The organism is Blastococcus sp. SYSU DS0669 (assembly GCF_054050895.1).
The window spans coordinates 76,152-101,592 of record NZ_JBJHAE010000003.1 but is presented as its reverse complement, the minus strand read 5'-3'; the positions used below and the strand labels follow the sequence as shown (position 1 = coordinate 101,592).

General features: G+C 74.3%; 25 protein-coding genes. 20 read left to right on the top strand and 5 right to left on the bottom strand.

Annotation, left to right across the window (positions count from 1 at the left end):
- Window positions 1–17: 17 nt before the first annotated feature.
- Complete coding sequence (locus ACI792_RS05240; protein WP_456601644.1) at window positions 18–1,394, bottom strand: copper resistance D family protein; 1,377 nt, start codon at window positions 1,392–1,394, stop codon at window positions 18–20.
- Window positions 1,391–1,990, bottom strand: a complete 600-nt coding sequence (locus tag ACI792_RS05235) for a copper resistance CopC family protein (protein ID WP_456601643.1) — start codon at window positions 1,988–1,990, stop codon at window positions 1,391–1,393. The genes ACI792_RS05240 and ACI792_RS05235 overlap by 4 nt, the downstream gene beginning before the upstream one ends.
- 294 nt (window positions 1,991–2,284) lie before the next feature.
- On the opposite strand from ACI792_RS05235, the gene ACI792_RS05230 reads away from it, so the two are divergent.
- The 3 genes from ACI792_RS05230 to ACI792_RS05220 all read left to right on the top strand — a co-directional run bounded on the left by ACI792_RS05230 (window position 2,285) and on the right by ACI792_RS05220 (window position 4,800).
- Window positions 2,285–3,055 (top strand): hypothetical protein, encoded by a 771-nt coding sequence (locus ACI792_RS05230; protein ID WP_456601642.1) that lies wholly within the window; start codon window positions 2,285–2,287, stop codon window positions 3,053–3,055.
- Window positions 3,056–3,125: 70 nt separating this feature from the next.
- Window positions 3,126–3,845 carry a class F sortase gene (locus ACI792_RS05225; RefSeq protein WP_456601641.1) on the top strand — a complete coding sequence of 240 codons (720 nt, stop codon included), beginning with the start codon at window positions 3,126–3,128 and terminating at the stop codon, window positions 3,843–3,845.
- A 250-nt stretch (window positions 3,846–4,095) separates the two neighbouring features.
- The gene (locus ACI792_RS05220) at window positions 4,096–4,800 is read left to right on the top strand and encodes an HAD family hydrolase (RefSeq protein ID WP_456601640.1); all 705 of its coding nucleotides are present in this window, start codon (window positions 4,096–4,098) and stop codon (window positions 4,798–4,800) included.
- Window positions 4,801–4,823: 23 nt separating this feature from the next.
- On the opposite strand, the gene ACI792_RS05215 is transcribed toward ACI792_RS05220, so the two are convergent.
- Window positions 4,824–5,771: a RecB family exonuclease gene (locus ACI792_RS05215; protein ID WP_456601639.1), complete on the bottom strand. Its 948-nt coding sequence runs from the start codon at window positions 5,769–5,771 to the stop codon at window positions 4,824–4,826.
- Between the two features lie 95 nt (window positions 5,772–5,866).
- On the opposite strand from ACI792_RS05215, the gene ACI792_RS05210 reads away from it, so the two are divergent.
- The gene (locus ACI792_RS05210; protein WP_456601638.1) at window positions 5,867–6,802 is read left to right on the top strand and encodes a tRNA (adenine-N1)-methyltransferase; all 936 of its coding nucleotides are present in this window, start codon (window positions 5,867–5,869) and stop codon (window positions 6,800–6,802) included.
- A 267-nt stretch (window positions 6,803–7,069) separates the two neighbouring features.
- Window positions 7,070–8,845 (top strand): proteasome ATPase, encoded by a 1,776-nt coding sequence (gene arc / locus ACI792_RS05205; RefSeq protein ID WP_456581374.1) that lies wholly within the window; start codon window positions 7,070–7,072, stop codon window positions 8,843–8,845.
- A gap of 215 nt (window positions 8,846–9,060) precedes the next feature.
- On the opposite strand, the gene ACI792_RS05200 is transcribed toward arc, so the two are convergent.
- The gene (locus ACI792_RS05200) at window positions 9,061–9,669 is read right to left on the bottom strand and encodes a transglycosylase family protein (protein WP_456601637.1); all 609 of its coding nucleotides are present in this window, start codon (window positions 9,667–9,669) and stop codon (window positions 9,061–9,063) included.
- Between the two features lie 290 nt (window positions 9,670–9,959).
- On the opposite strand from ACI792_RS05200, the gene dop reads away from it, so the two are divergent.
- The 7 genes from dop to pafA all read left to right on the top strand — a co-directional run bounded on the left by dop (window position 9,960) and on the right by pafA (window position 16,048).
- A complete protein-coding gene (dop, locus tag ACI792_RS05195; protein WP_456601636.1) occupies window positions 9,960–11,465 on the top strand; it encodes a depupylase/deamidase Dop in 1,506 nt (501 codons plus the stop codon).
- 116 nt (window positions 11,466–11,581) lie between these two features.
- Complete coding sequence (locus tag ACI792_RS05190; RefSeq protein WP_456601635.1) at window positions 11,582–11,791, top strand: ubiquitin-like protein Pup; 210 nt, start codon at window positions 11,582–11,584, stop codon at window positions 11,789–11,791.
- Between the two features lie 344 nt (window positions 11,792–12,135).
- Complete coding sequence (locus tag ACI792_RS05185; protein WP_456601634.1) at window positions 12,136–12,435, top strand: endonuclease domain-containing protein; 300 nt, start codon at window positions 12,136–12,138, stop codon at window positions 12,433–12,435.
- Between the two features lie 99 nt (window positions 12,436–12,534).
- Window positions 12,535–13,392: a proteasome subunit beta gene (gene prcB, locus ACI792_RS05180; RefSeq protein ID WP_456601633.1), complete on the top strand. Its 858-nt coding sequence runs from the start codon at window positions 12,535–12,537 to the stop codon at window positions 13,390–13,392.
- 3 nt (window positions 13,393–13,395) lie between these two features.
- Window positions 13,396–14,259: a proteasome subunit alpha gene (gene prcA, locus ACI792_RS05175; protein ID WP_456601632.1), complete on the top strand. Its 864-nt coding sequence runs from the start codon at window positions 13,396–13,398 to the stop codon at window positions 14,257–14,259.
- A gap of 27 nt (window positions 14,260–14,286) precedes the next feature.
- Window positions 14,287–14,634, top strand: a complete 348-nt coding sequence (locus tag ACI792_RS05170; protein ID WP_456601631.1) for a hypothetical protein — start codon at window positions 14,287–14,289, stop codon at window positions 14,632–14,634.
- A gap of 55 nt (window positions 14,635–14,689) precedes the next feature.
- On the top strand, window positions 14,690–16,048 hold the full coding sequence (pafA, locus tag ACI792_RS05165) for a Pup--protein ligase (RefSeq protein WP_456581366.1): 1,359 nt from the start codon (window positions 14,690–14,692) through the stop codon (window positions 16,046–16,048).
- A 151-nt stretch (window positions 16,049–16,199) separates the two neighbouring features.
- On the opposite strand, the gene ACI792_RS05160 is transcribed toward pafA, so the two are convergent.
- Window positions 16,200–17,321, bottom strand: coding sequence for a DUF3866 family protein (locus ACI792_RS05160; RefSeq protein ID WP_456601630.1), 1,122 nt, complete (start codon window positions 17,319–17,321; stop codon window positions 16,200–16,202).
- A gap of 76 nt (window positions 17,322–17,397) precedes the next feature.
- Here ACI792_RS05160 and ACI792_RS05155 point away from each other — a divergent pair, with 76 nt between their 5' ends.
- The 8 genes from ACI792_RS05155 (at window position 17,398) to ACI792_RS05120 (ending at window position 25,435) form a co-directional block, all read left to right on the top strand.
- Complete coding sequence (locus tag ACI792_RS05155; protein WP_456601629.1) at window positions 17,398–18,390, top strand: helix-turn-helix transcriptional regulator; 993 nt, start codon at window positions 17,398–17,400, stop codon at window positions 18,388–18,390.
- Window positions 18,387–19,370: a helix-turn-helix transcriptional regulator gene (locus ACI792_RS05150; protein ID WP_456601628.1), complete on the top strand. Its 984-nt coding sequence runs from the start codon at window positions 18,387–18,389 to the stop codon at window positions 19,368–19,370. Before ACI792_RS05155 ends, ACI792_RS05150 begins: the two co-directional genes overlap by 4 nt.
- Before the next feature lie 9 nt (window positions 19,371–19,379).
- A complete protein-coding gene (locus tag ACI792_RS05145) occupies window positions 19,380–19,586 on the top strand; it encodes a hypothetical protein (RefSeq protein WP_456601627.1) in 207 nt (68 codons plus the stop codon).
- A 111-nt stretch (window positions 19,587–19,697) separates the two neighbouring features.
- Complete coding sequence (tatA, locus tag ACI792_RS05140) at window positions 19,698–20,027, top strand: Sec-independent protein translocase subunit TatA (RefSeq protein WP_456581361.1); 330 nt, start codon at window positions 19,698–19,700, stop codon at window positions 20,025–20,027.
- Window positions 20,028–20,052: 25 nt separating this feature from the next.
- Entirely contained in the window at window positions 20,053–20,967 is a 915-nt protein-coding gene (tatC, locus tag ACI792_RS05135) for a twin-arginine translocase subunit TatC (protein WP_456601626.1), read from the top strand.
- Between the two features lie 5 nt (window positions 20,968–20,972).
- Window positions 20,973–21,875: a diacylglycerol/lipid kinase family protein gene (locus tag ACI792_RS05130; RefSeq protein WP_456601625.1), complete on the top strand. Its 903-nt coding sequence runs from the start codon at window positions 20,973–20,975 to the stop codon at window positions 21,873–21,875.
- A gap of 105 nt (window positions 21,876–21,980) precedes the next feature.
- Window positions 21,981–24,818, top strand: a complete 2,838-nt coding sequence (locus ACI792_RS05125; RefSeq protein WP_456601624.1) for a DEAD/DEAH box helicase — start codon at window positions 21,981–21,983, stop codon at window positions 24,816–24,818.
- 86 nt (window positions 24,819–24,904) lie between these two features.
- Window positions 24,905–25,435, top strand: coding sequence for a DUF4333 domain-containing protein (locus ACI792_RS05120; RefSeq protein WP_456601623.1), 531 nt, complete (start codon window positions 24,905–24,907; stop codon window positions 25,433–25,435).
- Window positions 25,436–25,441: the final 6 nt, after the last annotated feature.

Here is a 25,441-nt window from a genome sequence, read left to right as displayed (position 1 = left end):
GAAGGGCCCCCGTCCCCTCACCGGCTGACGACCAGGACGTCGGTCAACTCCGCCGAGTGGCGGCTGGCGAAGGGGTGGGCGCCTGGCTCCGCGGGGGCCAGGAAGGTGGTCAGCGTCCCGCCGGGGACGACGACGTCGAAGGACCCGTCGGCCGCGGTGAGGGTCACCTCCGCGGCGCCGGCGTTGAACACGCTCACCCGGGACCCCGGGGCGACCGGGCCGGCGACGTGGAAGCGCTCGTCGTCGACCAGCACCCCCACCGACAGCTCGCCGTGGTCGTGGCCGGCCATCGGGTCGGCGCTGCCCGCCGGTGCCGTGGCCGACGCGGCGGTGTGCGTGGCGCCCGCCGGGGGAGGGGAGGCCGCGAGCGCGACGGCCAGCGTCACGGTGGCGAGCATCAGCACGACCTCGCCGGCGGCGAACCGGCGGAACTCGCGCCCCTGGCCCGCGCGCAGCAGGGGGAGGGTGTGCCGGCGGTGGTGCAGGCCGAGCACGCCGAGCACGGTCAGCCCGGCGGTCTTGGCCAGCAGCAGGGCGCCGTAGCCGGTGCCCAGCGCCGTCACCGCCGCCTCGGTGCCGCCGAGCAGGAGCACGGCGGAGAGCACCCCGGAGACGGCCGTGGCCAGGAAGCAGCCCAGGGCGAGGCGGCTGAACCGGGACGCGGCCTCGGCCACCGCGGCGCCGCGGCGGGCGTAGGCGAGGAGGGCCAGCAGACCACCGACCCACGCGGCCGCGGCGACGACGTGGATCCCGAGGGTCGTGACGGCGAGCAGCCGGTCCTCCGCCGCCGAGGCGTGGCCGGTGAGCACGACCGGGACGACGAGCGCCGCGCCGGCCACCAGCAGGAGGAGCCCCGCGGCGGGAGCGCCTGCGCTGCGGCGGGCGGCGATGCCGACGAGGCCCGCGAGCGCCGCCACCAGCAGGCCCGCGCGGCCGGCGCCGGTCTCCTCGAGGAAGACCCGCAGCGAGGCCCAGGTCAGCGACGTCGGGGGTGTGCCGACCAGCCGGCTGACGGTGAGCAGCGCGCCGAGGGCGGCCGCTCCGGCCCACGCGAGCGCCCAGGTCGATGCGGCGCGGAGCGCCCGTCGGACCTCCTCGGGCGGGCCGGCCCGCCGGGGCAGCAGGACGGCGGCGAGGAGGAGGGCGCCGACCGTCCCCACCGCCGACACCCGGCCGGCCAGCGTGATCACCGGCAGCCCCCAGCCGACCAGCGGGCCGGCGCCGGGGAGCCCGGAGGGAGCCGGCTCGGGAGCCCCGCCCCCGACGACCAGAGCGCCGAGGAGGAGGGCGGCCAGGCCCGCGGCCGTGAGCCCGACGGCGCGTGGCGGCCGCCACCGGGTGCGTGCGCGGGCGTCGTCGACGGCGACGGCACGCGCGGGCACGGCGAGGCTCACGGACGTCCGCGCAGCCGGCCCGCGACGAGGATGCCGAGCCCGACCAGCACGACGGCGCCGACGGCCACCCACACCCCGCCGGGACCGGCGGCGTCCACGTCGGCGGCCGCCGCCGCGGGCGACGGCGTCGCGGCCTCCGGTGACGGTGCTGCGGGGTCCGGCGTCGGCGCCGCGGGCCCGGCAGAGGACGCGGCCGGGGTCGTCGCCGTGGCCACGGCGAAGTCGAAGGTGCCCGTGAGCGGGTGCCCGTCCGAGGACGTGCTCCGCCAGACGACCTGGTAGGTCCCGGCGGGCCGGTCGGCGATGAGGCGCTGGACCACGGAGGTGCCCCGGACCTCCGCGTCCCCTTCGGAGAGGACTGCGCCGTCGGCGTCCGTCACCAGGACGAGCGTGCCGAGCGGCAGCGGTTCGCCGGAGAAGACGAGCCCGACCGTGGACGGGGAGGACTCCACGGTGGCGCCCGCCGCCGGTGTGGTGCCCACCAGCCCGTCGTGGGCGAGCGCGGACGGCGCCGTGGCCAGGAAGAGCACGCCGGTCACCAGGGCCAGCAGCAGCGCCGTGCCCCGCCGGTGGCGGACCTGTCGCGAAGCAGTCATGCCCGTCCTTCGTTCCGAGCCGGGCTTCCGGTTGCCCGGGCCCCACGAGCCTCGGCGAGCACCGACGCGGCGGTCAACCACCACCCCTGTGCCCACGGCCTCCCCAAAACCGGGTGAACCGATCCGGCCCCGGCTCCCGAAGGCAGGACGGACAGCGCGGCCGGGGACCGGTCCGCTGCTCCGGGTCTCCGGACCGGAACCACGGCCGGCGCAGAGGCGCGCCGGCCGGCGCGACGGGTGATCGGCGCTCTCGCCGGCGCCCGCCGCCACCACTCCGAACACGAGGAGCACACCTTGCGCAAGGCACTCGCACTCCCGACCGTCGCCCTGGCCGCCGCGGCCTTCCCGCTGCTGGCCGTCTCCACCGCCTCGGCGCACGAGGGGCCGCTCAGCTACCAGGCCGACCTCGGCGCCCTCAACCAGTCCGGCGTCCAGGGCACCGGCATGGTGACGCTCGACGGCACCACGGCGACCGTGATGATCGAGGCCTCCGGGCTCCTCGCCGGCGCGCCCCACGCCCAGCACTTCCACATCGGCGCCCAGGGCACCTGCCCGACCGACGCCGCCGACGAGAACGGTGACGGCTTCGTCAGCGTGACCGAGGGGGCGCCGTTCTACGGCGCCATCGGCTCCTCCCTCACCACCACCGGCGACACCGGTCCGGACAGCGGCCTGGCCATCGACCGCTTCCCGACCGCCGAGGGCGGCTCCGTCAGCTACGAGCGCACCTTCGAGGTGAGCGAGGACGTGCACCAGGCGTTCGAGGACGGCACCGCGGTCCTCGTCGTGCACGGCGTCGACCAGAACGGTTCCGGCACCTACGACGGCGACGTCATGAGCGACCTCGACCCGTCGCTGCCCATGGAGGCGACCGCGCCCGCGGCGTGCGGCACCCTGGCGGTCGCGCAGATGGGCGCCGCGCCCGCCGGTGGCGCCGAGACCGGCGGTGGGAGCACCGTGGGTGCCGAGCAGCAGACGGCCATGGGCGTCGGCGCCCTCGCGCTGACCGGCGCTGCGGTCGCCGGTGGGCTGGCCTACCGGCGTCGGCAGGCCGAGCAGGCCTGATCCGTCCCCGGGCCGCGCGGGAGGATCTCCTCCCGCGCGGCCCGGCCCGCACACCCCGGAGGGAGCCCGCGTGACCGAGCAGAACGGCCGTCGGCCGAGCACCCGCACGTGGACGGCGCTGGCCGTCGGGCTGGCCCTCGTGGCCGTCGTGGCCCTCGCCGTGGCGGTGACCGGGCAGCGGCAGGCCCCGCAGCCGGTGGCGTCGGCCGACGCGTCCGCCACTGCCTCCGCGCCCGCCAGCCCGTCCGCGCCCGCCAGCCCGTCCGCGCCCGCCCCGCCCGGCCCGGGGACCGCGGCCGCGGAGCCGGCAGCGGGGGCCGATGCCGTGGCCGAGCCGGTGGCGGTGAGCATCCCGGCCATCGGGGTGACCAGCGACCTGCTCCGCCTGGGGCTGAACGGCGACGGCACCGTGGAGGTGCCGCCGCTGGAGCCGGACGACCAGGCCGGCTGGTACGAGCGCGGTCCGGCGCCCGGCGCGGTCGGCCCCGCGGTCGTCCTGGGGCACGTGGACTCCGCCGAGCACGGCCCGGGGGTGTTCTTCGACCTCGGCGCGCTGGCACCCGGTGACGAGGTGGAGGTGGCCCGCGCCGACGGGACCGTCGTGGTCTTCGCCGTCGACCGGGTCGAGCGGCACCCGAAAGCCGACTTCCCGACCCTCGAGGTCTACGGCAACACCGACGACGCGCAGCTGCGGCTGATCACCTGCGGTGGGGACTTCGACTCCTCCGTGCGCAGCTACGAGGACAACGTGATCGCCTTCGCCACCCTGGTGCGCACCGAACCGGCCTGATCCCGGCGGCTCGGGACCCGGTGATCCAGCGGCCCGAGGACACCCGGCGCCACCGGTCACGCAGCCGTGACCAGCACCGCGTCCGGGCTCGTCCGGTGCCACCACTCCGGTGGCACCACTCCGGTAGGGCGCCGCTCCGGCTCCGCCCCCCGGGCTGGGACACTCGGAGCCGCGGACCACCCACCGCGTGGACGGCTGCCCTGCGCGCCGTGCCTCCTCAGCCGGATCACGAAGGAACGTCGCAGCCCTGATGCCGAACGACCTCGCCGCCGTCCTGTTCGACATGGACGGCACGTTGGTGCAGACCGAGGAGTACTGGGGCGAGGCGATGTTCGAGCTCGCCGCCTCGCTGGGCGGGCGCATGTCACCCGAGGCCCGGGCGGCGACGGTGGGGACGAGCATGCGCCGGTCGATGCAGGTCCTCCACGCCGACCTGGGGGTCGTCCGCACGCAGCAGCAGCTGCAGGCCGACGCCCGATGGGTCGAGGACCGGGTCGGCGAGCTGATGGGGCGCGGGATCGCGTGGCGGCCAGGCGCCCGCGAGCTGATCTCGGCCGTCCGTGCCGCAGGGCTGCGGACGGCCCTGGTGACGACGACGCCGCGCCGGCTCGCCGACATCGTCCTGGGCAGCATCGCGGCCGACCTCGGGAACAGCCCGTTCGAGGCCACCGTGTGCGGCGACGAGGTGCCCGCGCGCAAGCCCGACCCGGCGCCGTACCTGCAGGCGGCCGCCGCCCTGGGCGTGGAGCCCGCGGCCTGCGTCGTCGTGGAGGACTCGATGGTGGGCGTCACCTCCGGGCTGGCCGCCGGCATGGCGGTGCTCGGGGTGCCGGCGTTGCAGCCGGTCCCGCCCGCGCCCGGGCTGACCCTGCGCGACACGCTCGCCGGCGTCGGGGTGCGCGAGCTCCTCGAGGTCCTCGCCGCCGGGCGGTCGGCGTTGCTCGCCGGCCGCTGAGCTGGACGAGCGTCAGCCGGGGCTCAGACCGGTGTGACCGGCAGCGTCGTGCGCCAGCCGGCCGCCGCGGCGGCGTCGGCCGGGAACGGCGGGGGAGTGCCCCCGAACGCCGGGCACAGCGCCTGGTGGTCGCACCAACCGCACAGCCGGCTCTTGTTCGGCCGGAACTCGCCGGTGGCGACGGCGCGCTCGATCGCCGACCAGATGGCCAGCAGCGTCCGCTCGAACCGGACCAGCTCCGCCTCCTCCGGGGCGTAGGTGAGCGCGTCGCCGTCGCCGAGGTAGAGCAGTTTGAGCTGGGCGGCGACGACCCCACGGGTGCGCCAGAGGACCAGCGCGTAGAATTTCATCTGGAACAGCGCCTTGGACTCGAACGCCTCGCGGGGCATCGAGCCGGTCTTGTAGTCGACGACCCGCAGCGCGCCGTTCGGGGCGACGTCGAGCCGGTCGACGTAGCCGCGCAGCAGGAGCCCGTCGGGCAGCGTGACCTCGACCAGCTCCTCGCGGCCGGCCGGCTGGATGCGGCGCGGGTCCTCCAGCGTGAAGTACTTCTCGACGAGCTTGCCGGCCGAGGCCAGCCAGGCGGCCACCGACTCCGGGGCGTTCGCGTCGGTCTCGGCGCCCTCCTCCTGCCCGGTCTCGAACAGCTCGGCGATGCCCGGCTCCTCGCGCAGCTCCGCCCAGGCCGGCTCGACCAGCTCCAGCGCGCTCTCGGGGGTGCGCCGCGCGGGGGGCAGGTCGTAGAGCCGCTCCAGCACGGAGTGCACCAGGGTGCCGCGGACGGCGGCCAGGCTCTTGCGCTCGGGCAGCCGGTCGATCGTGCGGAAGCGGTAGAGCAGCGGGCAGGTCTTGAAGTCGGCCGCGCGGCTGGGGGAGAGCGACGGGCGACGCGGTGCCGCCGCCTCGCCGGGCGCCGCCGCGCCCTCGGCGGGCGTGTCGGTTCCCGTGCCGGTCTGCACCATCGCCGTCATGCACCCGAGGCTAGGTGGCGCCTCCGACAGTTCCGAGCGCCCGCGCCGCATCGGCGTCCCGGGTCACACCAGCACCGTCCGTACCCTGGTCGCCCGTGACCAGTGAGCAGGAGCCCGTGACCGACGTCGTCGACGAGGCGCAGCCCGCGCCGGCCGGGACGCCGGAGGACGCGGGGGAGCAGCCGGCCGCCCAGCGGGCCGAGCCCGTGGAGGGCGCGTTCGTCGCGGGGGACCGCGTGCAGCTCACCGACCCCAAGGGACGGCTGCACACCGTCGTCCTGACCCCGGGCAAGCAGTTCCACACCCACCGCGGCGCCATCGAGCACGACGACCTCATCGGCGCGCCCGAGGGCTCCGTCGTGCACTCCACGGCGAACACCGGCTACCTCGCGCTGCGGCCGCTGCTGGCCGACTACGTGCTCTCCATGCCGCGCGGCGCGCAGGTCATCTACCCGAAGGACGCCGCGCAGATCGTCGGCTTCGGCGACGTCGGCCCCGGCATGCGCGTGCTGGAGGCCGGGGCGGGCTCCGGGGCGCTGAGCTGCTCGCTGCTGCGGGCCGTGGGCTCCGAGGGCTCGCTGACCAGCTACGAGCGGCGCGAGGACTTCCTCGACGTGGCCCGGGCCAACGTCGGCGCCTTCTTCGGCGAGGTCCCGGGCAACTGGGACCTGCGGCTGGGCGACCTGGCCGACCACCCGGCCGAGGAGGTCGTCGACCGCGTCGTCCTGGACATGCTGGAGCCGTGGGCGGTGCTGCCCACCGTCGCCGCGGCGCTGCGGCCGGGCGGCGTGCTCGTCGGCTACGTGGCCACCGTGACCCAGCTCTCCACCTACGTGGAGGCGCTGCGCGCGCAGGGCGTCTGGACCGAGCCCTACGCCTGGGAGACCCTCCTGCGGCCGTGGCACGCCGTCGGCCTCGCCGTCCGCCCGGAGCACCGGATGGTCGCCCACACCGCCTTCCTCGTCACCGCCCGCCGGCTCGCCGAGGGCGCCGTCGCACCGATCCGCCAGCGGCGCGCTCAGAAGCACTGAAAGGACCCTCCTGCCCCCCGCCGCTCGCACGCTCGCGGCGGGGCCCTGCAGGAGGGCCGTTCCAGCACGTCCCGAGGCTCGGCGCGGGTCCCTGAAGGGTTGCCGTTCCAGCACGACACGCGGCTTGCCCCGGGATCCTGCGGCGGTGGCGAGGGGTCACGAGGGCGTCACTAGCAGCCCGTCACGACCTCCGCGAGCCCACGGCGAACTGTCCCTCCGCGTGTATAGATTTGCGTCCTGGCTCCCCCGACTGTGCGGAGGTGCGCGATGGGCCTGGGTCCTGACGAGCTGAGGGCGCGGCGCGAGCGTGACGTCGCCTCGCTGCTCAGCCAGATCTCCTACCTCGAGGAAGAGATCGGCCTGCTCCGCCGCAAGGTGGCCGACAGCCCGCGCCAGGTGCGCGCGCTGGAGGAGCGGATCGCCGAGGCCGAGGGGCGTGCGGCCTTCCTCTCCGAGCGCAACGACAAGCTGGCCGGCACCCTGCGCGAGGCCCGCGAGCAGCTGGTCACGCTCAAGGAGGAGGTCGACCGGCTGGGCCAGCCGCCGTCGGGCTACGGCGTCTTCCTCACCTCCTACGACGACGGCACGGTCGACGTGTTCACCGGCGGCCGCAAGCTGCGGGTCTCCGTCTCGCCGAACGTCGAGGTCGAGGGCTTGCGAACCGGCCAGGAGGTCATGCTCAACGAGGCGATGAACGTCGTCGAGGCGCGCGACTTCGAGCGGCAGGGCGACGTCGTCATGCTCAAGGAGCTGCTCGAGCCGGTCGACGGCGTCACGCCGCGCGCGCTGGTCATCGGCCACACCGACGAGGAGCGCGTCGTCTACCTCGCCGACTCGCTCAGCGACCAGCCCCTGCGCGTCGGCGACTCGCTGCTGCTGGAGAGCCGGTCGGGCTACGTCTACGAGCGGATCCCCAAGAGCGAGGTCGAGGAGCTCGTCCTCGAAGAGGTCCCCGACATCGACTACGCCGACATCGGTGGGCTCTCGCGGCAGATCGAGCAGATCCGCGACGCCGTCGAGCTGCCCTTCCTGCACGCCGACCTGTTCCGCGAGTTCCAGCTGCGCCCGCCCAAGGGCATCCTGCTGTACGGCCCGCCCGGCTGCGGCAAGACGCTGATCGCCAAGGCGGTCGCCAACTCGCTGGCCAAGAAGGTGGCGGCGGTCAAGGGCGAGGGCGTCAACCAGGCGAAGTCCTACTTCCTCAACATCAAGGGCCCCGAGCTGCTCAACAAGTACGTCGGGGAGACCGAGCGGCACATCCGCCTGGTGTTCCAGCGGGCACGGGAGAAGGCCAGCGAGGGCACGCCGGTCATCGTCTTCTTCGACGAGATGGACTCGATCTTCCGCACCCGCGGCTCCGGCGTCTCCTCCGACGTCGAGTCGACGATCGTCCCGCAGCTGCTCAGCGAGATCGACGGCGTCGAGGGCCTGGAGAACGTCATCGTCATCGGCGCCTCCAACCGCGAGGACATGATCGACCCGGCGATCCTGCGGCCCGGCCGGCTCGACGTGAAGATCAAGATCGAGCGGCCCGACGCCGAGGCGGCGCGCGACATCTTCAGCAAGTACCTGGTGCCCGAACTGCCCCTGCACGCCGACGACCTCGCCGAGCACGGCGGCAACCGCGAGTCGACGATCGCCGGGATGATCCAGCGCACCGTCGAGCGGATGTACACGGAGAGCGAGGAGAACCGCTTCCTCGAGGTCACCTACGCCAACGGTGACAAGGAGGTCCTGTACTTCAAGGACTTCAACTCCGGCGCCATGCTGCAGAACATCGTCGACCGCGCGAAGAAGATGGCGATCAAGGAGCGGCTGGAGACCGGCACCGGCGGGCTCCGCGTCGGCCACCTGATGCAGGCGTGCCTCGACGAGTTCAAGGAGAACGAGGACCTGCCCAACACGACCAACCCCGACGACTGGGCGCGGATCTCGGGCAAGAAGGGCGAGCGGATCGTCTACATCCGCACGCTCATCAGCGGCAAGGGCAACGAGGCCGGGCGCGCCATCGACACGGCGACGAACACCGGCCAGTACCTCTAGCGCCGACGACGGACGGCCCGGCCACCTGCGCGGTGCCCGGGCCGTCCGTCTGCCTGCCGGCAGCCCGTCCGTCGGGGCTCGTCCGCCGGGGCTCGCGACGATCAGGGGACCTGATCGCGGCGTGTCCTCCCTCACCGCACACCGCGAGGACGGACACGTCACGGTGAGGGAGGACGGCGTGACGAGTCCGGAACCCCGGACGCCGGTCGGGCGGGTCAGCCCAGGGAGAGGACCTGGCCGGGGTAGATGAGCCCCGGGTCGGCGCCGATGACGTCGCGGTTGGCGTCGTACACGGCGCGCCAGTCCAGGCCGGCGGCGGCTGCGATCCGCGAGAGGGTGTCACCGGCCTGGACCGTGTACTGCTGTCCGGCGTCGGCCGGAGCAGGGGTGGGCGCGGGGGCAGCCGGTGCCGGGGCGGGTGCCGGTGCGGCGGCGCTGCCGGCCTTGTCGGCCTCGGTGAGCCCGAGCTTCGCCGAGCAGGCCGGCCATGCGCCCCAGCCCTGCGCCGCGAGGGTCTTCTCGGCGATCGAGATCTGCTGCTCACGCGTCGCCAGGTCGGCCCGCGCGGCGTACTCCAGGCCGCCGAACGCCTCCCAGGTGGGCTGGTAGAACTGCAGGCCGCCGTAGTAGCCGTTGCCGGTGTCGATCGCCCAGTTGCCGCTGCTCTCGCACTGCGCGAGGCGGTCCCAGGTCGCGCCGTCGGCGGCCGCGGCGGTGCCCGTGCCGAGGAACGGGGCGATCAGCGCGGCGCCGGCGACGGCGACACCCGCGGCGCCGCGGCGGAAGGAGCGGGTGGACGGGCGGGGAGTGCTGCGGTTGGTCATGACCCTCTCGAACGGCGGGCGCCCACGCGACCGACCCGCGACGGGGCAGCACGGTCCACCCACGGTGCCGGATCGATGGAGAAGGAGCGCGGCCGCTGGGCGGAGAGGGCGCGCGGCGCGTCCTGAGGGTGCAGCGGATCGGCTCGACGGCCGACATCCGTGCACGACCCCGATGACCGCTCGGTGCGGCCGGGGCGTCACCGAGGCTACGGAAGGGTTCCGGCATCCGCCAGGCCGCGGGCTCGATGCCGGCGCCGGGCCCGCGGACGGGACCGGCCTAGGGTTGGGCCATGAGCGTGCGGCGGGTCATGGGCACCGAGGTCGAGTACGGCATCTCGGTGCCGCGGCAGCCGGGGGCCAACCCGACGACGCTGTCCAGCCTCGTGGTGAACGCATGGGCGGTGGCCGAGGCGCCGACACCCCGTCGTCCCCGGTGGGACTTCGAGGAGGAGTCGCCGCTGCGGGACGCCCGCGGCTTCGACCTGACCCCCGCGCAGGCGCTGGACCACAACGACCTCGACGAGGACTCCGGGATGGCCAACGTCATCCTGACCAACGGCGCCCGGCTCTACGTCGACCACGCCCACCCGGAGTACTCGACGCCTGAGGTCACCACCCCGCGCGACATCGTGCTGTGGGACAAGGCCGGGGAGCGGGTCATGGCCGAGGCCGCCCGTCGCGCCGCGCAAATCCCCGGCACCCACCCCATCCAGCTGTACAAGAACAACACCGACGGCAAGGGCGCCTCCTACGGGGCCCACGAGAACTACCTGATGGACCGCCGGACGCCGTTCATCGACATCATCCGCGGGCTCGTGCCGTTCTTCGTCACCCGGCAGGTGTTCGCGGGGTCCGGCAAGGTCGGCATCGGCGTGGAGAGCCGGACGGCGGGCTTCCAGCTCTCGCAGCGCGCCGACTTCTTCGAGGTCGAGGTCGGCCTGGAGACGACGCTGAAGCGGCCGATCATCAACACCCGCGACGAGCCGCACGCCAACCCCGACGAGTACCGCCGTCTGCACGTGATCATCGGGGACGCCAACCTCGCCGAGCTGTCGACCTACCTCAAGGTCGGGACGACGTCGCTCGTCCTCGCGATGATCGAGGCGCGCGTGCTGCCGCCGGACCTGGCCGTCGAGGAGCCGGTGGCCGAGCTGCAGGCGGTCAGCCACGACCCCTCGCTCACCCACCGGGTGCGGCTGCGCGACGGCCGGCGGCTGACCGCGATCGAGGTGCAGCGGCTGTACCTCGAGCGGGCCGAGCGCTTCGTCGAGACCCGCGGGGAGCGCGACGAGCAGACCGACGACGTGCTGCGCCAGTGGGCCGCGGTCCTCGACGACCTCGAGGCGGACCCGATGCGGCTGGCAGACCGGCTGGACTGGCCGGCGAAGCTCCGCCTGCTGGAGGGCTACCGCTCGCGCGACGGCCTGGAGTGGAACGACTCGCGGATGCAGCTGGTCGACCTGCAGTACTCCGACGTCCGGCCGGACAAGGGGCTGTACAACCGGCTGGTCGCGCGCGGTGCCATGAAGCGCCTGGTCACCGACGAGGAGGTGACCCGGGCCATGGTGATGCCCCCCTCGGACACCCGCGCGTTCTTCCGCGGCGAGTGCCTGCGCCGCTTCCCCGCGCAGATCGCCGCGGCCTCCTGGGACTCGGTCGTCTTCGACCTGGGCCGGGAGAACCTGGTCCGCATCCCGACGATGGAGCCGTTGCGCGGCACGCGGGAGCACGTGGGCGCGTTGTTCGAGGCCTCGGCGACGGCCCAGGAGCTCGTCGACACGATCACCGGCCCCTGACCGGTCGTCCACAGTGCGGGGAGGCGTCCACCGGTCCCGGTCGGCGGACGCCGGATGTCGGTGCCGGCGGGTAGTTTCCTGAGCAGCACCAGCCACTTGACGGACCGGAGGGCAGCATGGCCACCAGGGACACCGGCGGGCAGCAGAAGGCGACGCGGGCGCGCGAGGAGAACGAGGAGATCGAGGCCTCGGTCGACTCCGACGTCGCCGAGCGCCACGAGAAGATGTCCGAGGACGTCGACTCGCTCCTGGACGAGATCGACGACGTGCTGGAGGAGAACAGTGAGGAGTTCGTTCGGTCGTATGTGCAAAAGGGCGGTCAGTGATCGGCTCATTACGCTGAGCGATGGACAAGCAGTGTCCGGCCTGTGGCCAGACCAAGTCCACTGCGGCGTTCGGACGCAATAGATCGCGCGAGGACGGTCTCTCGTTCTACTGCCTGGAGTGCAACCGTGCCCGGAATAATGCCTGGTACCGAGACAGGCGACGCTCTCTGGGGAAGGAGATCAGGGATCACTCCTGGATCCCGCAGGGGTTCCGATGGTGTCCCTCCTGCCAGCAACCGGTAGCGCACGAGGACTACACGCGAAGTCGGCGGACCGCCTCCGGCTTCGGCAGTCGCTGCAAGAAGTGCCACAACACCGCGAGCAGCGCGGCCTACTTCGCGCGGATGTACGGCATCACCAAAGAAGAGGTCGCGCAGCTCCGCGCGGCGCAGCGTGACCAGTGCGCGATCTGCCAGGACCCGAGTCCCCAGCACCTGGATCATGACCACGTTCGCGGGGGGACCCGGCAGTTGCTCTGCCAGCGGTGCAATCAGGGGTTGGGGCTGTTCAGGGATGATCCAGGGCTCCTCCACATGGCCGCCTTCTACGTGGAGCACCACATGCAGCAGCAGGCGATCGCCGTGCTCCAGGCTGCCGGCGCCGAGGACCCGGACGGCCAAGCCGACGTCAGTGGCCGCCGGTAGGGTCCCTGGGGACGTCCGGGACCGCATCCGAGCACTACGGCGCGGCGCCCGGCAGAGCAGCGGTGCACGCCGGCGGGAGCAGGCGGGAGAGGCGGATGGGTGAACGAGTCGTCAGCTGGCCGGAGCGGGTTCCCGCCCGCCTACCTGGACCGGGTGGGTTCCTCGTTCACCGACTTCCTGGCCGCCTCGTCTCCCGACCTGCTCCCGGGCCGCCGGCCGGTCCCGCAGCTGCCCGTGGGTGACATCGCGCCGCACGGCACCACGATCGTCGCCGCCACCTACGAGGGCGGCGTGCTCATGGGCGGCGACCGCCGGGCCACCATGGGCAACTACATCTCCAGCCGCGACATCGAGAAGGTCTACCCGGCCGACTCCTACAGCGTCATCGGCATCGCGGGTGCGGCGGGCATCGCCATCGAGATGGTCAAGCTCTACCAGGTCGAGCTCGAGCACTACGAGAAGATCGAGGGGCTCACCATGTCCCTCGACGGCAAGGCCAACCGGCTCGCCCAGATGATCCGCGGCAACCTCGGCGCGGCGCTGCAGGGGCTCGCCGTCGTCCCGCTGTTCGCCGGTTTCGACCTCGACGCCGCCCCGGGCGCGCTCCCGGGCCGCATCTTCAGCTACGACGTCACCGGTGGGAACTACGAGGAGCGCGGCTACGCGGCCGTCGGCTCGGGCTCGCTGTTCGCGCGCAACAGCCTCAAGAAGACCTGGCGCCAGGGCCTGGACGCGGCGGCGGCCACCCGCACCGTCGTCGAGGCGCTCTACGACGCCGCCGACGACGACTCCGCCACCGGCGGCCCCGACCCGGTCCGGCGGCTCTACCCGATCGTCTACCGGGTGGACGCCGAGGGCGCGATCCGGCTCACCGACGCCGAGATCGCCGCCGTCGCCGACGCCATCGTCACCGAGCGCGCCGCCGCCGAGCGCGAGAACTCCGCCGGGGAGGCCTGAGCCATGACCATGCCGTACTACGCCTCCGCCGAGCAGGTCATGCGCGACCGCTCGGAGTACGCCCGCAAGGGCATCTCCCGCGGTCGCAGCGTCGCCGTGCTCACCTACGCCGACGGCGTCCTGCTCATCGCCGAGAACCCCAGCTCCACGCTGCACAAGATCGGCGAGATCTACGACCGCATCGGCTTCGCCGCGGTGGGCCGCTACAGCGAGTTCGAGAGCCTGCGGGTCGCCGGCGTCCGCCTCGCCGACGTCCGCGGCTACTCCTACAACCGGCGCGACGTCACCGGCCGGGTGATCGCCAACGCCTACGCCCAGACCCTGGGCGCGATCTTCACCGAGCAGATGAAGCCCTACGAGGTCGAGCTGTGCGTCGCCGAGGTCGGCGAGACCCCCGAGCACGACCAGCTCTACCGCCTCACCTTCGACGGCTCGGTCGTCGACGAGCCCGACTTCGTCGTGATGGGCGGGCAGGCCGAGGCCGTCACGGCCCACCTGCGCGAGAACTTCCACCCCGGCATGGGGCTGGCCGACGCGCTGCGGGTCGGGGTCGACGCGCTCTCCGCCGTCAGCCCGGCCACCGCCGGGGCCGGCGACGGCGGGCCGACGCGGCTGACCGCGCACCAGCTCGAGGTCGCCGTCCTCGACCGCCGGCGGCCCAAGCGGGCGTTCCGACGGATCGTGGGCGCCGCCCTGCACAGCGTGCTCGGCGACGGCGAGACCGGCGACGGCGGGACCCCCACCTCGGGTCACGTGCCGAGCCACCCGGCACCCGGCACGCCCGCGGGGCTCGGCGACCCGGCCGCCCCCGACACCGCCGGCGGCGTCACCGACACCGGTGAGGGGCACCCGCAGACCGAGGGCTGACCCGCTCCGGCGGGGTAGGGGAGGGGCATGCCCCACTACGACCTCAACGACGACGCGTTCGCCCAGGCGAAGAAGCTCATCGACCGGGGGGACGTGGACGACCGGACCGAGTGGTCCGACGCCGCGCCCTCCGCCGCCGACGGGAACGCCGAGATCGAGGCGCACGGCTGGACGGGTTACGCGGCCTGGCACCTCGCCGTCGACCCGGACGCCGGCGAGGAGACCAAGAAGCGCTACCACTTCCCGTACGGCGACTTCTCGAAGGTGAACCGGGCGGCGCTGATCCACGGCAAGCAGCGGGCGTCGCAGAACGGGCACGACGAGATCGAGCGCGCGTTCGACGACCTGCTGCAGCGGCTCGACGCGAAGCGGTAGCGGCCCGCCGGTCCGGCGGTGGGCCGCTGTCGCTCCCGGCGCCTAGTCTCGGAGCGTGGACCGACGGATCTTCGGGATCGAGACCGAGTACGGCGTCACGTGCACCTTCAAGGGGCAGCGCCGCCTCTCGCCGGACGAGGTCGCCCGGTACCTGTTCCGGCGCGTGGTGTCGTGGGGGCGCAGCTCCAACGTCTTCCTGCGCAACGGCTCCCGGCTCTACCTCGACGTCGGCAGCCACCCCGAGTACGCGACGGCCGAGTGCGACGACCTCTCCGAGCTGGTCGTCCACGACAAGGCCGGCGAGCGGATCCTCGAGGGCCTGCTCGTCGACGCCGAGCAGCGGCTGGCCGAGGAGGGCGTCACCGGCGACATCTACCTGTTCAAGAACAACACCGACTCCGCGGGCAACAGCTACGGCTGCCACGAGAATTACCTCGTCGGCCGGCACGGGGAGTTCGGCCGGCTCGCCGACGTCCTGATCCCGTTCCTGGTCAGCCGGCAGATCGTCGTCGGCGCCGGCAAGGTGCTGCAGACCCCGCGGGGCGCCCTGTACTGCGTCAGCCAGCGCGCCGAGCACATCTGGGAGGGCGTGTCGTCGGCGACCACGCGCTCCCGGCCGATCATCAACACCCGCGACGAGCCGCACGCCGACGCGGAGCGCTACCGGCGGCTGCACGTCATCGTCGGCGACTCGAACATGAGCGAGACCACGACGCTGCTCAAGGTCACCATGACCGACCTCGTGCTGCGCATGATCGAGGCCGGCACCCCGATCCGGGACATGACGCTGGAGAACCCGATCCGGGCCATCCGCGAGATCAGCCACGACATGACCGGACGCCGCAAGGTGCGGCTGGCCGGCGGCCGCGAGATGTCGGCCCTGGAGATCCAGTCGGAGTACCACAGCCGGGCCATGGAGTTCGTCGACCGCGAGGGCTGCACCCCGGTCCACCGGCAGATGCTCGAACTGTGGGGCCGGGTGCTCAAGGCCGTCGACAGCGAGGACCTCGGCCTCATCGACCGCGAGATCGACTGGGCGATCAAGTACAGCCTGCTGGAGCGCTACCGGGCCAAGCGGGACCTCCCGCTCTCCTCGCCGCGCATCGCGCAGATGGACCTCGCCTACCACGACATCAGCCGCACCCGCGGGCTGTACTACCTGCTCGAGCGCGCCGGCCAGGTCGACCGGGTGGCCCACGAGCCGCGCATCTTCGAGGCCAAGAGCGTCCCGCCGCAGACCACCCGCGCCCGCCTGCGGGGCGAGTTCATCCGCAAGGCCCAGGAGAAGCGCCGCGACTTCACCGTCGACTGGGTGCACCTCAAGCTCAACGACCAGGCCCAGCGCACCGTGCTGTGCAAGGACCCGTTCAAGGCCGTGGACGAGCGCGTCGAGAAGCTCATCGCCTCCATGTGATCTGGCGCGCCGAGTGGGCCCGGAGGGTCCGCGCAGGCGCGACAGGGAGACGCCCTGCGAGGGACGTGCTGCGACGCGGGGGCCGGAGGCTCCCCGGCGCGGCACGTCGGCTGGGCTCAGCGCAGCGGGGGGACGGCTCGTGGCCGCGGTGTCAGCCGGAGGCTGACGAAGCGAGGGGTGCTTGCAGGGCGGCGTAGCGGCCGGCTGCCGCGGCCGCCAGGAAGTAGGCGCGCTCCTCCGGGTAGCCGCGGCCCATCGTCCGCAGCGGCACCGGCGAGAGCCCCAGTGCCGCGTCCAGCCCGTCGGTGTCCACCCAGACGACGGTGTTGCGCTCGGGCTGGCCCGCGAGGTCCTCGTCCACCTGCCCGCCCAGCTCGGACGAGAGCCCGCGCGGCGCCACCAGCGCCACCCCGCCCAGCGCCACCCGCCCGAAGGCGGTCAGCGAGTGGTGGGAGACCCCGCGGTGCCGTGGCCGGGGGTCGGCGTCGGAGATGCGCAGCGCTCCGACCGGCACCCCGCCCAGCACGCTGACGGCGTTGCAGGCCTCACCGGCGGCCACCCCGGAGAAGCCCCACGGCGTCCCCGTCCCCAGGTTCCCGGGCCCCTGGGTGACGATCGCCAGGTCGGCGCGGAGCACGTGCCGGGCCGCCAGCAGCCCGGTGTGCAGGGTGACCGCCTCCAGGTCGCCGCCGTAGGCCTGCCCCACCGTGACGACGCCGGCCAGCGAGGGCTTGAGCGCCCCCACGGCGCGGGAGAACGCCGCCGGCAGCGCCCCGCCGTCGGTCATCACGTAGGCGACCCTGAGGTCGGGGTCGGTGGCGAGCATCCCGATGAGGATCGCCGGCAGCGCCGAGTGCAGGTCGGCCACCACGACCGGCATCCCGCCGAGGTCGTCGGCGTCGGCGATCGTCGCGTGGTGCTCGGTCTCCTGCTCGTCGACGCCCTGCACCATCACCTGCAGCGGCGTGTACCGGGCCTTCACCAGGTGCCCGGGGCCCTCGGGGTCCGGCGGCAGCCGGTCGGGGACGGCGACGACCAGCGCGTAGCCCCCGGTACCCAGGCCCCGCGCCAGGGCGGTGGTGTTCAGCAGCACGTCGTCGCCCACCTCGGGGACGCCGACCAGCGAGGGGTGGGCCAGTGCGCGGAGCTCGCCCTCACCGCCCACCTCGACGGTCAGCTCCAGCGCGTCGGGCCAGGACCGGCCGGTCGCGGTGACCCGGCCGCGCCGCCAGCGGATCCGGGACGCGGGCGCGGAGGCAGCAGCACGGGTCATACCGGCAGGCTATCCAGCGGGCCGCGGACCGGCCGGGCGGCGACGGGGCGCCGGCGGGCTGACTAGCCTGAGGGCCATGGCGGCCAAGCGGGCGGAACGACTGGTCAACCTGGTCATCGCGCTCCTGAGCACGCGCCAGTACGTGACGGCGGCGCGCATCCGCGCCACCGTGCCGGGCTACGAGGCCGACGACGGCACGGACCGGGCCGACGAGGCGTTCAAGCGCATGTTCGAGCGCGACAAGGCCGAGCTCCGCGAGATGGGGGTGCCCCTGGAGACCGGGCGCACCAGTGTCTTCGACACCGAGGACGGCTACCGCATCGCCCGGGCCGACTACGAGCTCCCCGAGATCCACCTGACCGGGGAGGAGGCAGCTGCCGTGGGCCTGGCGCTGCGGCTCTGGGAGTCCGCGCAGCTCGCCGGCGCCGCGCAGGGCGCCCTGGTCAAGCTCCGGGCGGCCGGGGTCGACGTCGACTCCTCCCGCGCGTTGCCGATCAAGCACCGGCTGGACCGCGGCGAGGCGGCGTTCGAGCCCTGCTACGCCGCCGCCCGCGACCGGCGCCGTCTCCAGTTCGACTACCGGCGCCCCGACGAGGACACCGCCGTCCGCCGGGACGTCCAGCCCTGGGGCGTCGTCGCCTGGCACGGCCGCTGGTACATGGTCGGCCAGGACCTCGACCGCCAGGCGCCGCGCGTGTTCCGGCTCTCCCGCGTGGTCGGCACCCCGAAGGCCGTCGGGCCGGCGGGCGCCTTCGAACCGCCGGCCGACCTGGACCTGACCGCGGTCGTCGCCGGCCAGCAGGTGCAGGGGGAGGAGCACCTGGTGGTCGTCCGGGCACGCCCGGGCACGGCCGTGGGGCTGCGCCGGCACGCCACCTCCCTCGGCCCGGCCGACGACGGCACCGGCCAGGTGGAGGACCGGCTGCAGCTGCGCACCACCGAGCCCTGGGCGCTCGCCGACCAGATCGCCGCCTACGGCGCGGACGTCGTCGTCGAGGCCCCGACCACGATGCGGGAGGCCGTGATCGCCCGGCTGACCCGCCTGGCCGCCATGGAGGTGCACGCGTGACCGCCGGCGGGACCACCGACCGGATGACCCGGCTGCTGGCCCTCGTCCCGTACCTCACCGCCCGCCCCGAGGGGGTGCCGCTGGCCGAGGCCGCCCGCGACTTCGGCGTCCCCGAGCGGCAGCTGCAGCGCGACCTCGAACTGCTGTGGATGTGCGGGCTGCCCGGCTACGGCCCGGGCGACCTGATCGACGTCGCCTTCGAGGGCGACCGGGTGCGGGTCACCTTCGACGCCGGCATGGTGCGGCCGCTGCGCCTGACGACGGACGAGGCGGTCGCGCTCGTCGTGGCCCTGCGCACCCTGCTGGAGCTGCCCGGTCTCGCCGAGCGGGAGGCGGTGAGCCGGGCCCTGGCCAAGGTCTCCGCGGCCACCGGTGACGCCGCGGCGCGGACGGCGCCCCTGGCGGTGAGCGTGGACGCACAGGAGGAGACCCTCGCGATCGCCCGCCGCGGGCTGCAGGAGGGGCGCGCGCTCCACCTGCACTACTACGTGCCCGCCCGCGACGAGCGCACCGAGCGCACCGTCGACCCGATGCAGCTGCTGTACGTGGACGGCCACTGGTACCTGGAGGCCTGGTGCCGGCGGGCCGAGGGCGTCCGGCTGTTCCGGCTGGACCGGGTCGACGAGGCCACGGTGCTCGACGAGCCGGCCGCGGCACCGCCCCAGGCCACCAGCCGCAGCATCGACGACGGCCTGTACCAGCCCGGGCCCGAGACGCCCGCCGTCCGGCTGCGGCTGTCCCGCAGCGCCCGGTGGGTCGCCGACTACTACCCGACCGAGGACCTCACCCCCGTCGACGACCCACCCGGCGGGCTCGCCGTCACGGTCCGCACCGCCGACCTGGCGTGGGCCCGGCGGCTGGTCGCCCTGCTGGGCGGCAACGCGGTCGTGGAGGAGCCGGCCGAGCTCGGGGCGCAGGTCGCCGCCGAGGCCCGCGCCGCCCTGGCCCGGTACGGGGTGCCCTCCGGCGGCGCGGGCTAGGGTTCCGCCGTGGTGTTCTGGATCGTCCTCGCCGTCGTGGTCCTGCTGGCGCTCGTCGTCCTCGGCGTGCTCGTCCACGGCGTGCTGGGGTCGTTCGGCCGGCTGGCGCGCGAGCTGACGGCCGCGCAGGACGACGTCGCCCCCGTGCGCGCGGAGCTGCAGCAGTCCGCCGACCACGCCGCCCGGCTGCGCGACGCCCGGACGACCGCCGGCTGAACGGCCGGCGAACTCGACCGGCCGGCGGCTCCACCTCGCGCGCAGACCTCTGGGAATCGCCGCAAGGCGGCGTAGCATCACCGCAGCAACCACACCTCTGGAGGACGCGCCATGGCCGGACTCGGCCCGCTGGAGATCGGTCTGATCATCCTGGCCATCCTGTTGCTCTTCGGCTACAAGAAGCTGCCTGACGCCTCGCGGTCCCTGGGCCGTTCGCTGCGCATCTTCAAGGGCGAGATGAAGGGCATGAAGGACGACGACGTCCGCACCAAGGACGCCGCGCGCACCACGCCGGTGCGCGGGGAGATCGTCGCGCCCGCGTCGCCGGCGTCGGACGACCTCGGCGCCCAGCTGCAGGAGGAGGCGCGGCAGGCCGAGCTCCGGGCCGCGGAGCTGCGGGCGCAGGCCGAGCAGGCCCGCGCGGCCGACCGCTCCCGCTGACCGCACCGCACCCGGGGGGACGGCGGTGAGCGAGGCGACCCGTGGCGCGCGCCGGCGCCGGCGGCCGCCGCGCGACGCGCAGGCCACGATGAGCCTGATCGCGCACCTCACCGAGCTGCGCAACCGCATCCTCAAGGCCGGGCTGGCCATCCTCGTCGCCACCGCGATCTCGTTCTGGTGGTACGGGCACGGCCTCGGGGAGTTCATCCGCGCCCCGTACTGCGGCCTCCCCGAGGAGCTGCGCTACGGCGGGGACGACGCCGGGGGCTGCGGCCTGCTGATCACCAACGTCTTCGGTGGCGTGTTCATCCGCCTCAAGGTCGCCTTCCTGGCCGGCGTGGTGCTCTCCGCCCCGTTCTGGCTCTACCAGCTGTGGGCCTTCATCACCCCCGGCCTCAAGCGCAACGAGAAGCGCTACGGCGTCGGCTTCGTCGCCGTCTCCTCGACGCTCTTCGCCCTTGGCGCCGTGCTCGCCTACGTCTCGCTCTCGGCCGGCCTGGAGCTGCTGCTGAGCCTCGCCGGCGACGGCGTCGTCGTCGCGCTCACCGCCCAGGACTACATCGGCTTCGTGCTGTCGCTGCTGGTCGCCTTCGGCGTCAGCTTCGAGGTGCCGCTGATCGCCGTCGCGCTGAACCTCGCCGGCGTGCTGAGCTACGAGGTGCTGTCGAAGAGCCGCCGGTGGATCTTCTTCCTCACCATCGTCTTCGCCGCGTTCGTGACGCCGACGCAGGACCCGTTCACCATGCTGCTGATGGCCGGCCCGATGATCGTGCTGTTCGAGCTCGCCATCCAGCTCGCCCGCGTCGTCGACCGGCGCCGGGCCCGGCGGGCCGCCGCGGAGCACTTCCACGACCTGGGTGACGACGAGGCCTCGCCGCTGGACGCCCGCCCCTCGGAGCTGGAGGAACCGGTCGAGCACTCGCCGTCGGCCCGCGGCTGACGGCGGTGGATGCCGCGGTCCTCATCAGCCCGGCGGCCGGGCGCGGCCGCGCCCTCACCGCGAGCCGGTCGGTCCTCGACGCGCTGCGCGAAGAGGGGGTGGTGCCCCGGGTGCTCGACGCCACCACCCGGCCCGACGCCGAGCGCCAGGCGGCGGAGGCGATCGCCGAGGGCGCCGGAGCCGTCATCGCGGTGGGGGGTGACGGCGCCGCGCACGCGGCGCTGCAGGCGGTCGCGGGGTCGGCCGTCCCGCTCGCCGTCGTCCCGGCGGGCACCGGCAACGACCTGGCCCTGGCCCTCGAGGTGCCGGCCGATCCGGTGGCGGCCGCCCGCGCCGCCGCCCGGGACCTGCTGGCCGGGCGCCACCGGGCGGTGGACGCGGGGCGCGCCGCCGGCCGCTGGTGGGCCACCGTGCTGTGCTGCGGGTTCGACTCGGCCGTCACCGACCGCGCGAACCGGCTGCGCTGGCCCCGGGGCCGGCGCCGCTACGACGTCGCCGTCCTGGCCGAGCTGGCCCGGCTGCGCCCCTATGACGTGACGCTCTCCCTGGACGGCGAGACCCGCACGCTGGCCGCCACGATGGTCGCCGTCGGCAACACCGCCTGGTACGGCGGCGGTCTGCGGATGTGCCCGGGCGCCGACTGCGCCGACGGGCTGTTCGACGTCACCGTGGTCGGGCCCGTGACGCGCCGCGAGCTGGTGCGCACCCGACCGCGGCTGGCCGACGGCAGCCACGTCGGGCACCCCGCGGTGACGGTGCACCGGGCGGCCCGCGTGGAGCTGTCGTGCGCCGGCGTCAGGACCTACGCCGACGGGGAGCTGATCGGGCCCCTGCCGGTGGTCGTCGAGTGCGTGCCCGCCGCCGTCCGGATCGCCGGCGCGGGGCCCGGCGACGATCAGCTGACCTGATCATGCGGTGTCCTCCCTCAGCGCATGCGCTGAGGGAGGACGCGCCACGATCAGGGAAGCTGATCGTGGCGAGCCGATGACCCGGGGCGCGCCTAACGTGGGGGCATGTCCAGCCCCGCTGAGCGGTACGCCGCAGCCCGGCGGCGGACCTCCCACCCGACGCTGGCCGACTTCACCGCCGAGCTCGGCTTCTCCCTGGACCCGTTCCAGGTGGAGGCGTGCGAGGCGCTGGAGGAGGGCTCCGGCGTCCTGGTCTGCGCGCCCACCGGCGCCGGCAAGACCGTGGTGGGCGAGTTCGCCGTGCACAAGGCTCTCGCCGAGGGGCGCAAGGCCTTCTACACGACGCCGATCAAGGCGCTGTCGAACCAGAAGTACAACGACCTGGTCGAGCGCTACGGCGCCGACCGGGTCGGCCTGCTGACCGGCGACAACGCGGTCAACGGCGACGCCCCGGTGGTCGTGATGACCACCGAGGTGCTGCGCAACATGCTCTACGCGGAGTCCCCGGCGATCCACGGCCTGGGCTACGTGGTGATGGACGAGGTCCACTACCTCGCCGACCGGTTCCGCGGCGCCGTGTGGGAGGAGGTGATCATCCACCTGCCCCAGTCGGTCACCCTGGTCTCGCTCTCGGCGACGGTGAGCAACGCCGAGGAGTTCGGCGACTGGCTGGTCACCGTGCGCGGCCACACCAAGGTGGTGGTCAGCGAGGTCCGGCCCATCCCGCTGTGGCAGCACATGCTCGTGAGCAACCGGGTGTTCGACCTGTTCTCGCTGCGGCCCGCGGCGCACGCCGGGGAGCAGGGCGAGGGGCCCCGGCCGCTGTCCACGCGGGAACGCGGCGCCTCCGTCGTCGACCCGGAGCTCGTCCGCTACGTGCGGGAGCACGAGCGCCGCCTGGACACCTGGGGCGGCAACGGCCGCCGGGAGGGCCACCACCGGCCCCGGTACCGGCCACCGGCGCGGTCCGACGTCGTCGAGCGCCTCGACCGGGCGGGGCTGCTGCCGGCGATCACCTTCGTGTTCAGCCGCAACGGCTGCGACGCCGCGGTCCACCAGTGCCTGCTCAGCGGGCTCCGGCTCACCGACGAGGCCGAGCGCGCCGAGATCGCGGCGATCATCGACGAGCGCACCGGCTCGCTGCCGGAGGAGGACCTGCACGTCCTCGGCTTCTGGGAGTGGCGCGAGGGCCTGCTCTCAGGGCTCGCCGCCCACCACGCGGGGCTGGTCCCGGCGTTCAAGGAGACCGTCGAGGAGTGCTTCGTGCGCGGCCTGGTCAAGGCCGTCTTCGCGACCGAGACCCTGGCGCTGGGCATCAACATGCCGGCGCGCACCGTCGTACTCGAGCGGCTGGTCAAGTGGAACGGCGAGGCGCACGTCGACGTCACCCCGGGGGAGTACACCCAGCTCACCGGCCGGGCGGGTCGGCGCGGCATCGACGTCGAGGGGCACGCCGTCGTCATCTGGGCGCCCGGCATGGACCCGAGCGTCGTGGCGGGGCTGGCCAGCACCCGCACCTACCCGCTGCGGTCGTCCTTCCGGCCGAGCTACAACATGGCGGTCAACCTGGTCGGCTCGTTCGGGCGCGCCCGCGCCCGCGAGCTGCTGGCCAGCTCGTTCGCGCAGTTCCAGGCCGACCGCTCGGTCGTCGGGCTGGCCCGGGCCGCTGCCCGCCACGAGCGGGACGCCGAGGAGTTCGCCGCCCAGATGCACTCCGACCGGGGCGACGTGGGCGCCTACGCGCTGCTGCGCCGGCGGATCTCCGAACGCGAGAAGGAGCTGTCCCGCGACTCCCAGGCCAAGCGGCGGATCGAGGCCGCCGACGCGCTGGCCGCGCTGCGCCCCGGCGACGTCATCCGGGTACCCACGGGACGTCGGCAGGGGCTGGCCGTCGTCCTCGACCCCGGGATCACCGACCTGGCCGATCCGCGGCCGCTGGTGCTCACCGAGGACAAGTGGGCGGGCCGGCTGGGCTCGGTGGACTTCCCGACGCCGGTGCAGGCGCTCGCCCGGGTACGGGTGCCCAAGAACTTCAACCACCGCAGCCCGCACGCCCGCCGCGACCTGGCCTCGACGCTGCGCAACGCCCGGGTGGAGCACGACCTGGGCGCGCGGCGGGTGAAGAAGGGCCGCTCCGCGGCTGCGGACGACCCGGTGCTGGAAGACCTGCGGCAGGCACTGCGCAACCACCCCGTCCACCAGCTGCCCGACCGGGAGGATCGGGTGCGGGTGGCCGAGCGCTGGCTGCGCGCGGTGCACGAGGCGGAGGCCCTGCAGCGGCGGATGGCCGAGCGCACCGGCTCGCTCACCCGGCAGTTCGACCGGACCTGCGACGTCCTGGAGGAGCTGGGCTACCTGGTGCCGGAGGTGGCGCCGCTGGTGCCGGCCGACACCGAGGTGCTCGGGGCGGTCGACGACGTGCCCGTGATGACCGACGACGGCCGGCGGCTGGCCCGCATCTGGTCGGAGTCCGACCTGCTCGTCGCCGAGTGCCTGCGCGAAGGGGTCTGGCGCGGGCTCGGCCCGGCCGAGCTGGCGGCCTCGGTCTCCACGCTGGTGTTCGAGGCCCGGCGGGACACCCCGGGGCTGCCCTCCGTGCCCGCCGGCAAGGTCGGCGCCGCCATCGGCGAGATGCGCGGCATCCGCTCCCGGCTGCAGGACGTCGAGCTCGACCACGACGTGCCCCCGAGCCGCGACCTCGACCTCGGGTTCGCCTGGGCCGCCTACCGCTGGGCCGACGGCCAGAGCCTGGACCGGGTGCTCGCAGGAGCCGAGCAGGCCGGCACCGAGCTCTCCGGCGGCGACTTCGTCCGCTGGGCGCGGCAGCTGCTGGACCTCCTGGACCAGCTCGGCAAGGTCGCCGACGAGCCGGTGGCGCGCACCGCCCGGGCCGCGGTGGAGCGGGTGCGGCGGGGCGTCGTGGCGGTCGCCGTCGGCGGCTGACCAGCGGCGCCGCCGGTCCCGCCGGGAGCCGGTGCGGCAGGATGCGAGCTGCCCCGAGGGGGCACCCCACCGACCCGGGAGCGACGATGACCCACCCGCCGTACGGCGAACGGCCGCGCGAGGGGACCGGGCGGCTCCCGCAGCCGGGCTGGCAGCCCTCGTCGCAGGGCCCGGGGCCCGCACCCCACCCGGCCTCCCCGCCGCCCGGGGCACCCGGGTACGGGGGAGCTGCGTACGGGCCCCCCGCACACGTCGCACCCGGCTCTGAAGGCCCCGGGCACGGCTCGTCGGCGCAGCCGCCGCCGGACGGCCGGCGCCGGGCCACCCTGCTGCTCCTGCTCGCCGCTGTGGTCCTCGCGGTCGTCGCGGGGGTCGCACTCCTGGCGACGGCGACCGGCCCGGTCGTGCTCTCCCGGTCGGCCGTCGAGCGGGACGTGGCCGCGCAGTTCGAGCAGCGCGAGGGCGTCGCCGTCGACCTGGACTGCGACCAGGAGATGCGCGTGGAGACCGGCGCCCGCTACGAGTGCACCGGCGTCACGGCGGACGACGAGGAGGTGACCCTGCGCATCGAGATCACCGACGCCGACGACGCCCGCTACACCTGGAGCGAGCGCTGACCGGGG